The 14,363-nt window shown below is 73.8% G+C and carries 11 protein-coding genes; 8 read left to right on the top strand and 3 right to left on the bottom strand.

Annotated features, from left to right (window positions below):
• Positions 1-15 precede the first annotated feature (15 nt).
• From HEQ75_RS12940 to HEQ75_RS12910, 7 genes are all read left to right on the top strand, one after another.
• On the top strand, positions 16-3,066 hold the full coding sequence (locus HEQ75_RS12940) for a bifunctional [glutamine synthetase] adenylyltransferase/[glutamine synthetase]-adenylyl-L-tyrosine phosphorylase (RefSeq protein ID WP_168031107.1): 3,051 nt from the start codon (positions 16-18) through the stop codon (positions 3,064-3,066).
• A 14-nt stretch (positions 3,067-3,080) separates the two neighbouring features.
• The gene (gene bcp / locus HEQ75_RS12935; protein WP_168031105.1) at positions 3,081-3,548 is read left to right on the top strand and encodes a thioredoxin-dependent thiol peroxidase; all 468 of its coding nucleotides are present in this window, start codon (positions 3,081-3,083) and stop codon (positions 3,546-3,548) included.
• A complete protein-coding gene (locus HEQ75_RS12930; protein WP_168031103.1) occupies positions 3,548-4,624 on the top strand; it encodes a methyltransferase domain-containing protein in 1,077 nt (358 codons plus the stop codon). Before bcp ends, HEQ75_RS12930 begins: the two co-directional genes overlap by 1 nt.
• 189 nt (positions 4,625-4,813) lie before the next feature.
• Positions 4,814-5,716, top strand: a complete 903-nt coding sequence (locus HEQ75_RS12925) for an FkbM family methyltransferase (RefSeq protein WP_168031101.1) — start codon at positions 4,814-4,816, stop codon at positions 5,714-5,716.
• 19 nt (positions 5,717-5,735) lie between these two features.
• Positions 5,736-6,947 (top strand): MFS transporter, encoded by a 1,212-nt coding sequence (locus tag HEQ75_RS12920; RefSeq protein WP_168031099.1) that lies wholly within the window; start codon positions 5,736-5,738, stop codon positions 6,945-6,947.
• A 153-nt stretch (positions 6,948-7,100) separates the two neighbouring features.
• Entirely contained in the window at positions 7,101-7,544 is a 444-nt protein-coding gene (locus HEQ75_RS12915) for a hypothetical protein (protein WP_168031097.1), read from the top strand.
• A gap of 5 nt (positions 7,545-7,549) precedes the next feature.
• Entirely contained in the window at positions 7,550-8,185 is a 636-nt protein-coding gene (locus HEQ75_RS12910; protein ID WP_168031095.1) for an aspartate/glutamate racemase family protein, read from the top strand.
• On the opposite strand, the gene HEQ75_RS12905 is transcribed toward HEQ75_RS12910, so the two are convergent.
• Genes HEQ75_RS12905 through HEQ75_RS12895 form a run of 3 tightly spaced genes read right to left on the bottom strand, consistent with a single transcriptional unit; the run spans position 8,079 to position 10,487 of the window.
• Positions 8,079-9,209, bottom strand: a complete 1,131-nt coding sequence (locus HEQ75_RS12905; RefSeq protein WP_168031093.1) for a M48 family metalloprotease — start codon at positions 9,207-9,209, stop codon at positions 8,079-8,081. The two genes, HEQ75_RS12910 and HEQ75_RS12905, sit on opposite strands and share 107 nt — an antisense overlap.
• 17 nt (positions 9,210-9,226) lie before the next feature.
• Positions 9,227-9,784, bottom strand: a complete 558-nt coding sequence (locus tag HEQ75_RS12900; protein WP_168031091.1) for a LemA family protein — start codon at positions 9,782-9,784, stop codon at positions 9,227-9,229.
• Between the two features lie 43 nt (positions 9,785-9,827).
• Complete coding sequence (locus HEQ75_RS12895; protein ID WP_168031089.1) at positions 9,828-10,487, bottom strand: DsbA family oxidoreductase; 660 nt, start codon at positions 10,485-10,487, stop codon at positions 9,828-9,830.
• A gap of 195 nt (positions 10,488-10,682) precedes the next feature.
• Here HEQ75_RS12895 and HEQ75_RS27855 point away from each other — a divergent pair, with 195 nt between their 5' ends.
• Positions 10,683-14,348, top strand: coding sequence for a beta strand repeat-containing protein (locus HEQ75_RS27855; protein WP_209318522.1), 3,666 nt, complete (start codon positions 10,683-10,685; stop codon positions 14,346-14,348).
• Positions 14,349-14,363 lie beyond the last annotated feature (15 nt).

Genomic DNA, 14,363 nt, shown 5'->3' with positions numbered 1-14,363 from the left:
CCACGTTGGCCCCACATGCCAAAGACCCGCGCGACGGCCCCGGACGCAGACCGGTCCGCCACCCGCATCGCCGCCCCCGCGGGCCGCGCCGCGGAAGCCCCCGCCTGGGCGCCCACCGCCCTGCCCCGCCCGCATGACCCGGAAGCCGCCGACCTGCTGGCGCAGCGATTCGCCGACCGAGGCGCGGCGGAACGCGGCTTCGTCGCGACGGCGGAAGGCGCGGCGCTGCTGGGCGCGCTCGGCGGCCACAGCCCCTACCTGGCCGACCTCGCGCTGCGCGAATCCGCCACGCTGCTGCGGCTGGCGGAACGCGGGCCGGAGGCCGCCTTCGCCGTGGCGCTGGACAAGCTGGGCCGCGCCGATCCGGAGGCGACGCGCGCCGGCGTCGCCGCGCTGCTGCGCCAGGCCAGGCGGCAGGCGGCGCTGATCGCGGCGGTGGCGGATCTGGCGGGGCTGTGGGGGCTGGACCGGGTGACCGGCGCGCTGTCCGACCTGGCGGATGCCTGCACCGACTACGCATGCGCCCATCTGCTGCGGGAAGCCCAGGCGCGCGGCGACCTGAAGCTGGCTGGCGGCGTGGCGCGGCACGACCCGCGCGCCACCTGCAAGGGCTCCGGCCTGGTCGTGCTCGGCATGGGCAAGCTCGGCGGGCGGGAGCTGAACTACTCCTCGGATATCGACCTCATGGTGCTTTATGACCCGGAGGTTGCAACCTACGACGCCGACCGGGCCGGCGCCATCTATGTGCGGCTCGCGCGCGACCTTGTGCGCCTGCTGGAGGAGCGGACGGAGGATGGCTACGTCTTCCGCACCGATCTGCGCCTGCGGCCCGACCCGGCGGCGACGCCGCTGGCCGTCAGCCTGCCCGCTGCCATCGCCTATTACGAGAGCATGGGCCAGAACTGGGAACGCGCGGCCATGATTAAGGCCCGCCCGGTGGCCGGCGACCGGGCGCTGGGCGAGCATTTCCTGCGCGAGATCCGGCCCTTCGTCTGGCGCCGGCACCTGGATTTCGCGGCCGTCGCGGACATCCACGCCATCAAGCGGCAGATCCACGCCCATAAGGGCCACAAGGGCGCGCATGCCCAGGTGCAGGTGGAAGGCCACGACGTGAAGCTCGGCCGCGGCGGCATCCGCGAGATCGAGTTCACCGTGCAGGTGCTGCAACTGATCTGGGGCGGCCGCGACCCGGCGCTGCGCGACCCGACCACGCTGGGCGCCTTGGCCGCCCTGGCCGCCGCCGGCAAGATCGACCGCCGCGCCGCGGCCGACCTGGCGGATGCCTACGGCTTCCTGCGCCAAGTGGAGCACCGGCTGCAGATGGTGGCGGACCGCCAGACGCATCGCCTGCCGGAGGATGCGGCCGGCCTGGCCAACATCGCCTCCTTCATGGGCTATGCGGGGCGGGAGGATTTCGCCGCCGCCCTGCTGGGCCATCTCGGCCGGGTGGAACGCCGCTATGCCGGGCTGTTCGAGGCCGCGCCCAGCCTCGCCTCCGGCCAGGACGGCGATGGCAATCTGGTGTTCACCGGGGTGGAGGACGACCCGGAGACGCTGGCCACGCTGCAGCGCCTGGGCTTCCAGAATCCGCCCGCCGTCGCCGCCACGGTGCGCGGCTGGCACCATGGCCGGGCGCGGGCGACGCGCAGCGAAAGGGCGCGGGAATTGCTGACCGCGCTGATGCCCAGCCTGCTGGCCGCCCTGGCCCGCCAGCCGCAGCCCGATGTGGCGCTGATGCGCTTCGACGCGGCGCTGGCGCGGATGAGCACCGGCGTGCAGGTGCTGTCCCTGCTGGCGCGCAACCCGGCGCTGCTGGACCGGCTGGCCTTCGTGCTCGGCGCCGCGCCGCAGCTGGCGGACCATTTCGCGCGCAGCCCCGCGGCGCTGGACGGGCTGCTGGCCGGCCATGCCGCCCCCGGCACCGACCCGGCTTCCTCCCTCCCCGCTCTGGTGAAAGATGCCCGCTTCCTGGAGGAGGCGCTGGAGGCCGCGCGGCGGCTGGTCACCGAAGGCAAGTTCGAGATCGACGCCGCGGCGCTGGAAGGCCGGCTGGACCCGGATGAGGCCGGCACCGCGCGTTCGGCGCTGGCGGATGCCGCGATCGGTGCGCTGCTGCCGCGGCTGGCCCAGGATTTCGCCCGGCGGCACGGCAAAGTGCCGGGCGGGGCGCTGGGTGTGGTGGCGCTGGGCAAGCTCGGCGCGCGGGACATGCTGCCCGGCTCCGACCTCGACCTGATCCTGGTCTACGATCATGCGGCGGAGGCGACGGAAAGCGCCGGCGGCGCCCGGTCCGGCGTGAAGCCATTGGCGCCCAGCCAGTATTTCGCACGCCTGGCCAACCAGGTGGTGGGCGCGCTGACCGCGCCCGGCGCGGAGGGGCGGCTGTACGAGGTGGACATGCGGCTCCGCCCCTCCGGCTCCAAGGGCCCGGTCGCGGTTTCGCTGGGCGCCTTCAGCCGTTACCATAGTGAATCAGCCTGGACCTGGGAAAGGATGGCCTTGACCCGCGCCCGCTTCGTCGCGGGTGCGCCGGCGCTGAAGCGGCGGGTGGAGGCGGCGATCCGCCAGGCGCAGGCGCGGCCGGCGGACCCGGCGACGGTGCTGGCCGATGCGCGGGCGATGCGCGCGCGGATGCTGCGCGACCTGCCGGCCGACGGGCCCTGGGACGTGAAGCACCGGCCGGGTGGGCTGGTGGAGGTGGAGTTCATCGCCCAGGCCCTGCAGGTGGCGCATGGGCACCGTCTGCCGGCCGTCATCTCCCCCACCACGCGGCTGGCCCTGGCCGCTCTGGCGCGGGCGCGGATCCTGCCGGAGGAGGATGCCGCGGTCCTGGTCGCGGCGGACCGGCTGTGGCGGGCCATCACCGCGCATCTGCGGCTGACGCTCGGCCGCTGGCCGGAGGAGACGCTGCCGGAGCCGGTGGCGCTGGCGCTGCTCTCGGCGACGGCGCGGCTGCTGCCCGGCCCGGCGGTTGACCAGCCGGGCTACCGCGCACAGATGCGCGAGGTGGCGGCGCGGGTGCGCTGCGCCTTCACCCGCCATCTCGGCAACCCAGAAACCCCCTGACCGGAGCCCCGCCCATGTCCGAAGCCATCGAGGGGGCGCCCGCCCCGGAGTTCAGCATGCCGGCCTCCGGCGGCCGCACGGTCAGCCTGGCGGCGTTGAAGGGACAGCCTTTCCTGCTGTATTTCTACCCGAAGGCCGACACGCCCGGCTGCACCAAGCAGGCCTGCGGGGTGCAGGAAGCGCTGCCGCAGCTTGGCAGGCTGAACCTGGCGGTGATCGGCGTCTCCCCGGACGCGATGAAGCCGATCGAGAAATTCGCCCAGAAATTCAACCTGACCTTCCCGCTGGCCTCGGACGAGGATCACAAGGTGGCCGAGGCCTATGGTGTGTGGGTCGAGAAGTCGATGTATGGAAAGACCTATATGGGCATGGAGCGCAGCAGCTTCCTGGTGGGCGCCGATGGCCGGATCGTGAAGGTCTGGCGCAAGGTGAAGCCGGAAGCCCATGCGGGCCAGGTGCTGGAGGCGGCGAAGGGGCTGTGATGCAGGGGCAGGACCAGGCTGGCTGGGGCCAGTTGGAGCCAGGCAAACCATTGAGCGCCGAGGCGGTGGCCTGGGCCTTCCGGCTGCTGATCGGGCGCGACCCCTTCTCGCCGGAGGAGGTGGAGGCGCATCGCGGCCTGCCGGACCTGGCGACGCTGCGGCGCGCCTTCGCCAATACCTGGGAGTTCTTCGACTTCTTCGACAGCGCGGTGGACGGCGTGCCGACCTACGGCATGCCGCTGTTCCTGATGCGCCCGCCGGCCGACCCGGCCTTTCCCTTCCGCTTCACGCCGCCCAGCCTGGACGAGCCGGTCTGCCAGTTCTGCACCATGTCGCAATTCGACGACGCGGCCTTCGCCGAGATCGTCCAGGCCATGGGGATGAGCCCGACGCGGACCCGGCGCAGCTGGGAACAGGTCTGGATCGTTTCCATGCTGGCGACCGCCGGGCTGATCGGGCCGGGCCGGACCGCCATCGGCTTCGGGGTGGGGCGGGAACGCATCCCCTCGCTGCTGGCGTCCCGCGGGGTGCGGGTGCTGGCGAGCGACACGCCGAACCAGGATGGCGACGCGCAGCTGCCGCCCGGGGCGCAGCACATGGCGCTGTTTCACCCCGAGATCCTGCATCTGGAGGATTTCGAGGCGATGGTCGGCTACCGGCCGATCGACATGAACCACCTGCCGGACGAGTTGGAAGGGCAGTTCGACTTCTGCTGGTCGGCCTCCGCCGTGGACCGGCTGGGCTCGCTGGCCAAGGCGACGGAGTTCCTGGAGAACAGCCTGCGGGTGCTGAAGCCGGGCGGGCTTTCGGTGCACACCTTCGGGCTGAACATCCGCTCCGACGTCGCGACGGTGGACCACCCGCTGCTGGCGCTGCTGCGCCGGCGCGACATCGAGCAGCTGGCCAGCACGCTGCAGGTGCAGGGGCATGAGATCCTGCCGGTGAACTTCCACCCGGGGCTGGAGCCGCTGGATGCGGAGGTGATGGTGAAGCCGGACGGCCCGCCGCGGCCGAAGCAGCGGCATGGCGCGCTGATCCTCACCTCCTTCGGGCTGGCGATCCGCAAGGCGGCGTGACACGCGCCGCAACCCGGGCGCGTCGCTGCTGCCTTCTTTTTGTCGGCAGGCTGGGCTACAGCAGCCCGGCGTAGGCGCAGGACGCCCTGCGCCCGGCTCATGCGCGAGAGTCGAATGGCCCGGTGCGGGGTGGCGGTGCTGGACCCCGCCGGCACCGGATTCGCGCCCCGATCGGAGGCTTTCTGCCGGATGCTGCGTGATCTGCTGTCGCTTCCGGGCCGCCTGCTGCGCATGCAGCGACGGCTCGAGGAGAGCATCGCCTACTTCGCCACCCGCACCCACCCGAGTTATTTCGTGCAGAATGCCTATCTCGGCGACAACACGGCGCTGGCGCGGCTGCAGGGCCGCCTCAAGATCTTCGTCGATACGCGGGGCAACGACATCGCGCCGCACCTGCTGATGGACGGGGCGTGGGAGCCGGACGACACCAGCCTGTTCCAGCGGCTGATCCAGCCCGGCGATACGGTGCTCGACCTCGGCGCGCATCTCGGCGTCTATTCGCTGCTGGGTGCGCTGGCCACCGGCCCGACCGGGCGGGTGGAGGCGTTCGAGCCCAATCCGCGCTTCGCCGCCCTGCTGGCGCGGTCCCTTGCCGTCAATGGCTTCGCCGACTTCGCCCGGGTGAACAACATGGCGGTCGGCGCCGAGGAAGGCGTGGCGGAGCTGCTGTTCTCCTACGCCTGGGGCGGCGGCGGGCATATCTCGGTCAATCCCGGCCATGTGCCGGAAGGCGACGAGATCCGCGCCTGCCGCGTGGTGGCGGTGGACGACATGTTCCCCGACCCGGCCTTCCAGGTGAACGTGATGAAGATCGACGTGGAGGGGACCGAAAGCCGGGCTGTGCGCGGCATGTGGAACCTGCTGGCCCGCTCTCCCCGCGCCCGGGTGATGTTCGAATTCGCCCCCGGCATGCTGGCCGCGCAGGGCAGCAGCGCGGCGGAACTGGTGCACCTGTTCGCCGAACTGGGCTTTCGTTTCTGGGCCATCGGGCCGCAGGCGGTGCTGGAGCCGGTGGAGGCGGCGGTGCTGTCCGACATGACCGCTGGCGTGCGCAACATCCTGGCGGCGCGGGAGCATCCCTTCCCGGCCTGAACCCGAGGGAACCACCGGCATGGCCCAGCGCCCCGCTTACGCCGCCGCCGTGCTGATGAGCTGCGGCGTGCTCTGCGCCGCGCTCGCCATGGGGCTGCGCAATTCTTTCGGCCTGTTCCTGGCGCCGATGACGGAGGCGAATGTCTGGACCGCCTCCGGCTTCTCCTTCGCCATTGCGCTGCAGGTGCTGCTGAACGGCGCCAGCCAGCCCTTCTGCGGCCAGATCGCGGATCGCTGGGGCGGGCGCGTGGTGGTGATGGGCGGCGCCGCGCTCTATGCTATCGGCCTCCTCGGCATGCTGCTGGCCTCGGCGCTCGGCGTCTTCACCTTCTTCGCCGGGGTGGTGATGGGCGTGGCGGTGTCCGCCGCCGGGATGCCGGTGATCATCGCGACGCTGACGCGGCTGCTGCCCGAGGGCCAGCGTGGGCTGGCCGTGGGCCTCGGCACGGCCGGATCCTCCTTCGGCCAGTTCCTGGTGGTGCCGCTGGCCGGGCTCGGCATCGGCACGCTGGGCTGGCAATGGACCCTGGCGCTGATGGCCGCCGTGTCGCTGCTGATGATCCCCCTCGCCCTGCCCCTGGCGGAGCCGCCGCGGCCGCGCCAGGCGCCGCAGGGGGAGGAGACGGCGCGCCAGGCGCTGGCGCGGGCCTTCGCCACGCCGAGCTTCTGGTTCCTGTTCTTCGGCTTCTTCGTCTGCGGGCTGCACATCTCCTTCCTCACGGTGCATCTGCCGGGCTTCGTGCAGTATTGTGGGCTGCCGGTGGCGGTGGGCGCCGGGGCGATCGGGCTGATCGGGCTGTTCAACGTGGCCGGCTCGCTCGGCGCCGGGGTGCTGACGCAGCGCTGGCGGCGGCGGGAATTGCTGGTCATCATCTACGCCGCGCGCGGCGTGCTGATTACCGGCTTCATGCTGGTGGAGAAGACCACCGCCTCCGTCCTCGTCTTCTCCGCCATCATGGGCATCCTGTACCTGTCCACCGTGCCGCCGACGGTGGCGCTGGTGGCGCGCAATTTCGGCACGCGCTGGCTGGCGACGATCTTCGGGCTGGTCTTCCTGGGCCACCAGCTGGGCGGCTTCACCGGCGCCTTCATGGGCGGCGTGGTGCTGGACCTCACCGGCTCCTACGACCTGATGTGGTGGATCGGCGTCGGCGCCTCCGCCTTCGCCGCGCTGGTTCACCTTCCCGTGAAGGACCCGCCCTTGCCGCGGCCCGCCGCGGCAGCGGCCTAGGCGCCCGCCGCGGCAGCGGCCTAGGACTGCCCGCGGCAGCGGCCCAGGACTGCCCGCGGCAGTGGCCCTGGGCCGGAGCCGGGCGCGGGCGGCGATGGTAGGCGCTGCCCCCCCGCGCGCGCTATCATGCGCTGATCGGTGAAGGAGCACGGCATGCGACGGTGGATCCTGGCGGCGGCGGCCCTCCTGGCGCTCAGTGGCGGCGCCGAGGCGCAGCGTGCGGACCCGCCACATGCCTGGGTGTTCGGCTCCTGGACCGGCGGCATCTTCCCGCCCGGGGAGGCCAGCGGCCCGCGCTGCACCGGCCAGCCCACCGTCATCTTCACCCGCGACGTGGTGCTGCGCGCCTCGGTCTTCGACGTCCCCTATCGCCAGCGGCTGATCGAGACGGTCGCCACCGGGCCGGACGTGCTGGAATTCCGCTTCGTCCCCGCGGCCGGCCCCTCCGGCCCGCTCGCCTCCCGCATGCCGCCGGATATCGGCTTCGGCTGCCCGGGCGGGCCGAACACCCTGCGGGTGGAGCGGCGGGGGGATGAGATCGTCTTCCCGGATTGCGCCGAATTCCCCTCCCCGCTCAAGCGCTGCGTCGGAAACTGAGGCCGATGCGCATCGCGCTGATCCACGCGCTCCGCCACTCCCCGCCGCCGATCGAGGCCGCCTTCGCCGAGGCCTGGCCGGAAGCGCGGCTGATGAACCTGCTGGATGACAGCCTCTCGGCGGACCTGGCACGGGACGGCGCACTCGGCCCGGCGATGACGGAGCGCTTCCTCACCCTCGGCCGCTATGCGCGCGGCACGGGGGCGGACGGGGTGCTGTTCTCCTGCTCCGCCTTCGGTCCCTGCATCGCGGCGGTGGCGGCCGAGCTGGCGCCCATCCCGGTGCTGAAGCCGAACGAGGCGGCGATCGAGGAAGCCTGCGCGCTTGGCCGGCGGATCGGCCTGCTGGCCACCTTCCCCGGCACGCTGGCCTCCATGCCGCCGGAATTCCCCGCCGGGGTGGCGGTGGTGCCCTGCCTGGCGGAAGGCGCGCTGGCGGCGCTCGATGCCGGGGATGTGGCGACCCATGACCGGCTGGCGGTGGAGGCGACGCGGCACCTGGCCGGGCGCTGCGACGTGGTGCTGCTGGGCCAGTTCAGCCTGGCGCGGGCGGCGTCGGCGGTTGCCGCCACCACGGGCTTGCCGGTGGTGACGACCCCGGGGAGTGCGGTGCGCCGTCTGAAGGCGTTGCTGGCGGGCTGAGCGGCGGCCCGGCAACGGGCACCAGCGCCGCCTTCGGCAGGTCGCGGGCGCCGGCATGCTGCACCAGCGCCGCCACCCGGGCGGCGATCGGTGGATGGGTGGCGAACCAGCCGGGGCCGAGGCTGTTGGCGCCATCGTGCAGCAGCAGGGCGCGCACCTGCCCGGGCAGGTCCTCCATCCCCGCCTGCGCGCCTTCCAGCTTGCGCAGCGCGCCCACCATGGCGTCCGGGTCCGCCGTCATTTCCACGGCCCCGGCATCGGCCAGGTATTCGCGGTTGCGCGACAGCGCCAGGCGCAGCACCAGCGACAGCACCCAGGCCAGCGCCGCTACGCCCAGCGCCAGCAGCACCAGCAGCATCGCCCCGCCGCGCCCCTTGCCGGAGGAGCCGCTGCCGCGCGGAACCCGCCGCAGCAGCCGCCAGCCGCCGCGCCCGACGCCGCGCCACATCACCTCCCCCGCCATGGAGATCACGCCGGCGAAGACCGCGGCCACCACGCCCAGCCGGGCGTCGCCGTTGCGGATATGGGTCAGTTCATGCGCCAGCACCGCCCGCACCTCCCGCGGCGTCAGCGCGTCCAGCAGCCCGCGCGTCACCGTCACCGCCCCCTTGTCGCGGGTGAGGCCGGAGGCGAAGGCGTTGCGGGCGGGGGTTTCGATCACCGCCAGGCGCGGCATGCGCATGCCGCGGCTGATCGCCAGTTCCTCCGTCATCCGCCACAACTCGGGTTCCGCCTGGCGCGTCACCGGCCGGGCGCCGGAGATCGCGTCCAGGATCCGCTGGTTGGCCAGCCAGGCAATGCCGAACCAGAGCGCGGAGACCAGCAGCGCGATCGGGATCGTCACCGGCAGCAGGTCGCGGGACAGCAGCAGCCCCTCGGCGAAATCCGCCGCCTGCCCCGCCGCCAGCAGCAGCGCCACGGCCCAGGCGATCAGCGCCAGCAGCACCGGGAAGCCGGCCAGCAGCAGCAGGGTGCGCAGGCCGGTATTCCAGATATGGGTGCGCAGGCCGAGGGTTGGCAGCATGGCCGGGGGCTACCGGCTCAGAACTTCACCTGCGGCGCGTTGCGCGTTGCCGCCCGCTCGCCCTCGTCCAGTTCGAAGAAGCCGCGCGGCCCGAAGCCGGCGGCGCCGGCGAAGAATACGGCCGGGATGGACTGGATGGCGGCGTTGTATTCCGCGACGCTGCTGTTGAAGAAACGCCGCGCCGCGGCCAGCGTGCCCTCCACCGCCGAAAGCTCGGCCTGCAGGGACAGGAAGTTGGTATTGGCCTTGAGGTCCGGATAGGCCTCGGCCAGGGCGAACAGCCGGCCGAGGGCGGCGCCCAGCACGCCTTCCGCGGCGCCGGCCTGTTCCGGCCCCTGCGCCCGCACCGCACCGTTGCGCGCGGCGATCACCGCCTCCAGCGTGCCGCTTTCATGCGCGGCATAGCCCTTCACGGTTTCCACCAGGTTGGGGATCAGGTCGTGCCGCTGCTTCAGCTGCACCTCGATATCCGCCCAGGCCTGGGACACCGCCTGCCGCAGCGACACCAGCCGGTTGTAGAGCACGACCAGCCACAGCAGCAGCAGGATGACGAGCCCGAGCAGCACCCATTCCATCGCATCACCCCCCGGGCGCCGATCCGCCGCGCCGGCGGGAAGGTTACGCCGCCGCGCTGCGCGCCGAAAGGATGGCGTCGGCCTGGCGGAAGGCATCCGCCATCTGCTCCGGCGGCATGGCGCCGCTGAACAGCAGGTGGCGGTCCATCAGGAAGGCGGGCACGCCGTTGATGCCGCCGCTGCGCGCCGCCATGTCCTCGTTCAGCACCGCCTCCCGGTAGCTGTCGCCCTCCAGCATCCGGGCGACGGCGATGCCGTCCATCCCCGCGGCGGCTGCCAGCTCCACCAGCGTGACCTTGTCGCCAACATCGCGGCCTTCCTGGAAATAGCCGCGGAACAGCGCTTCCAGCACCGGATCCTGCAGCCCCTGCTCGGCGGCCATGCGGACCACGCGGTGGGCGGCGACCGAATTCGGCGTGCGCTGCATCAGATCATGGCGGAATTCCAGCCCGGCGGCGCGCCCGGCCTCCGCCACCCGTGCATCCAGCTCCCGCCCCCGCTCGGCGGAGCCGAACTTCGCCGCGCGGTAGACGGCGCGTTCCACGCCTTCCTCCGGCATGTCGGGGTTGAGCTGGTAGGGGCGCCAGCGGACCTTGAAGCGCAGCCCTTCCGCGGCCAGCCCGGCCAGCGCCGTCTCCAGGTTGCGCTTGCCGATCCAGCACCAGGGGCAGATCGCGTCGGACAGGATGTCGAGTGTGCGCATAGCCGGCTCCTTGCCGTTGCGCCTGACCTCGCATCTCGCCGCCAGGCTGGTCAAGCGTGCCGAGGGCCAGGGCGCATCTTCACCCAGCATTAGCCGATGTGCGCGAAAATGGAAGCGACGCAGCGTTGGGAGGGTCCCCTCGTGCCGATCGCCGCAGGCAGTACCGCGACAGGCGCCCGCCAGCTTGCCGGCGTGATGGCCAACCTCACCGCCACCCAGCTCGGCCAGTTGCGGCCGGAGGTGCTGGCGCGGCTGCGGGGGGAGGCCTTCTCGGCGCTGGACCAGGACGACATGGCGGCGCTGCAGACCAGCCAGCTGGCCGCGCTCGGCACCCTGCAGATGGCCGGGCTGGCGACGACGCAGCTGGCGGCGCTCGCCACCACCCAGGTCGCGGCGCTGGGCACCGCGGCGCTGGGCGGGATGGCGGCCAGCCAGGTGGCGGCGCTGGGCGCGGCCGGGCTGGCGGCGCTGTCCTCGACACAGCTGGCGGCGCTGAAGCCGGCGGGCCTCGGCGGGCTGGCCACCGCCGCCCTGGCCGGATTCGGCAGCGCCCAGGCAGCGGCGCTGACGCGTGGCCAGATGGCCTCGCTGGCGCCGACGCAGGTGGCGGCGCTGTCCACCACCGCGCTCGCGGCGCTGACGACGACGCAGCTCGGCGGGCTCGGCAAGCCCGGCATCGCGGCGCTGGGCACGGCGCAGCTGGCGGCGCTCGCCACCAGCCAGATCGCCAGCCTGAGCCGCAGCCAGGCCGCGGCGCTGACGGCGACGCAGGCGGCCGGGCTTGCCACGACGCAACTGGCCGCCCTGGCGCCGGACCAGCTGGCCGCCTTTTCCAATCCCGAGATCGGCAGCCTCGGCACCACCGCCATCGCGGCGCTGTCGGCCAACCAGCTTGGCGCGCTGAGCGGCCAGCAGGCGGCGGCGATCCAGGCCGAGGGCCTGGCGGCGCTGGATGGGGGCCGGCTGGGCGCGCTCTCGGCCTCCGCCATGGCCCTGCTGAGCCTGGCGCAGGTGCAGGCCCTGGGCACGGAGCAGGCGGCGGCGCTGACCACGGCGCAGCTGCGCGGGCTGGGCGCGGTGCAGGCCAAGGCCCTGAGCGGCGGGCAGATCGCGGCGCTGTCCACCACCCAATTGGCGGCGCTGACGCCGGTGGCGCTGGCCGCCGTGGATGGCGCGGATTTCGATTCGCTCTCGACCACCCAGCTGGCCGCCTTCGGCACGGCGCAGATGGCGGCGCTGAAGCCGGCGCAGCTGGCGGCGATGGGCACGGCGACCCTGGCGGCCCTGCCCGATACCGGCTTCGCCGCGCTGTCGGGCAGCGCCATCGGCGGGCTGACGACGGCGCAGCTGGATGCGCTGGGCACCACGCGGCTGGCGGCGCTGACCACCGGCCAGGCCGCCGGCCTCGGCTCCGCCCAGCTCGCCAGTCTGGACCAGACGCAGCTCGGCGCGCTGGGGGCCACCCAGATCGCCGCGCTGTCGCGCAGCGCCGTGCCGGGGCTGGCGCTGGCGGCGCTGGGCAGCACCGGCCTGGCGGCGCTCGGCACCGGGCAGGTCGCCGCGCTGGGCACGGCGCAGCTCGCCGGCCTGTCGGCGACCGGGCTGGCCGGGCTGGCGACCAGCCAAATGGCGGCGCTGGCCGCCAGCGCGATCGGCGCGCTGGCGACGACGCAGCTGGCGGCGCTGGCAACCTCGCAGATGGCCGCCCTCGGCAGCGCGCAGCTCGGCGGCCTTGGCAGCGCCCAGCTTGGCGGGCTGGCCGCCACCCAGCTGGCGGCGCTGGGCAGCACCCAGGTGGCCGGGCTGGCGGCGACGGCGCTGGCCGGGCTGCAGGGCGCGGCGATGCAGGCGCTGGACGTGCGCGGCCTGGGCCGGCTGCAGATCATGGGCCTGGGCAGCACGCAGCTCAGCGCGCTTGCCACCGGCCAGGTCGCCGCGCTGTCCAGCACGCAGATCGCCGGGATGGACCGCTACCAGGTGCAGGCGCTGCCGGATGGCGGCACGGCACAATGGGGCTCGGCACAGCTTGCCGCGCTGTCCGCGGCCGCGATGGCGGGGCTGGAGACGGCGGATATCGCGGCGCTGACCACGGAGCAGGCGGCGGCGCTGAAGCGGACGCAGCTGGCCGCGCTGGCCAGCAGCCAGATCGGCACGCTGGGCGCCACCCAGCTTGCGGCGCTGGGCACCGCGGCGCTGGGCGGGCTGGGCTCGGCTCAGGCGGCGGCGCTGGGCAGCACTGCGCTGGCCGGATTCGGCACCGCGCAATGGGCGGCCCTGCCGACGGCCGCCCTGGCGGGGCTGGAGGCGCCGGCGCTCGGCGCCCTCGGCACGGAGGGGCTGGCGGCCCTCGGCGGCGCGCAGGTGGCGGCGCTGTCCACCGCGCAGCTCCTGGCGGCCGGATCGGACCAGATCACCGCCCTGTCCACGACCCAGCTGGCGGCACTGACCGCGACGCAGCTGGGCGGGCTGGACGGGTCGCGGGTGGCGGCGTTGTCCACGGATGGCCTGGCCGCGCTTTCGCCCGCATCGATCGGCGCATTGTCCACCGCCACCACCAGCCTGTGGGGCCAGGCGGGCTATGCGGCACTCTCCACGGCCCAGGTGGCGGCGCTGTCCACCGGCGTGGCGGCGGGCCTGGATGCGACGGCCATCGGCGCGCTGGCCACCACGCAGCTGGCGGCGCTGGGCTCCGTCCAGCTCAGCGCGCTGTCCGGCCCGGCGCTGGCGGCGCTGACCGAGACGCAGATCGGCGCGCTGGGCGCCGGCGGGATCGGTGGCCTGGCGGTCGCGGCGCTGGGGGCAACGCAGATCGCCGCCCTCGGCACCGCGCAAGTGCCGGGGCTGGGCTCCGCCCAGCTGGCCGCGCTGAGCGCAACCCAGACCGCCGGGCTGGCGACGACGCAGCTGGCGGCGCTGGCGCCCGCCGCCGCGGCGGGGCTGGTGGTGGCGGGGCTGGATGCCGGCGGGATCGGCGCGCTCGGCACGGCGCAGGTGGCGGCGCTGGGCTCGGCGCAGGTGGCGGCGCTGGACAGCGGCCAGGTGGCGGCCATGGCCAGCGCGCAATTCGCCGCGCTGTCCGCCACGGCGATCGCCGGGCTGGACCTCGGCCAGGCTTCCGCCCGGCTGCCGGCGTTGACGACGGCGCAGATGGGTGGGCTGGGCTCGGCGCAGATCGCCTCGCTGGGCACCACCGGGCTCGCCGCCCTGGCCGAGACCCAGGTGGCGGCGCTGTCCGCCACCGGCTTGGCCGGGCTGGACGGCGCGCAGGTGGCGCAGCTTGGCACAGCCCTGCAGGGGTTGAGTGCTTCGCAGCTCGGCGGGCTGGGCTCGACGCAGGTGGCGGCGCTGTCCACCGAGACGCTGGCCGGCTTCTCCGCCGGCCAGGTGGCGGGCCTGTCCTATTCGGGCGTGAGCGGGCTGGCGACGACGCAGCTGGCGGCGCTGGGCGGGGCGCAGATCGCCGCGCTGCGCCCGGTGCAGCTGCTGGCACTGGGCACCGGCCAGGTGGCGGCATTGGCGAGCACGCAGGTGGCGGCGCTGGGCTCGGCACAGATCGCCGGCATGGCTGCGGCGCAGATCGGCGCGCTGGACAGCGGCCAGATGGCGGCGCTGACCGGCACGGCGCTGGCGGCGCTGGACGCGGTGCAGGTGGGCGCGCTGTCCACCGCCGATGTCGCCGCGATCACGCCGGACGCCTTCCTCGGCCTGACGCCGACCGCGCTGCAGGCGCTGTCCTCCACCCAGCTGGCGGCCGTCACCACGGGGCAATTGGCGGCGATGCGCGCGCGCCAGGCGGAAGGGTTCGGGCGGGAACAGCTGTTTGCCATGTCGCCGGAGCAGTTGGCGGCGCTTTACGGGTAGAGCCTGTTCCGCCGA

The sequence above is a fragment of the Falsiroseomonas selenitidurans genome (assembly GCF_012103215.1).
Lineage (GTDB): Bacteria > Pseudomonadota > Alphaproteobacteria > Acetobacterales > Acetobacteraceae > Falsiroseomonas > Falsiroseomonas selenitidurans.
The sequence above is the reverse complement of the archived record's forward strand: the minus strand, read 5'-3'. Positions and strand labels throughout refer to the sequence as shown.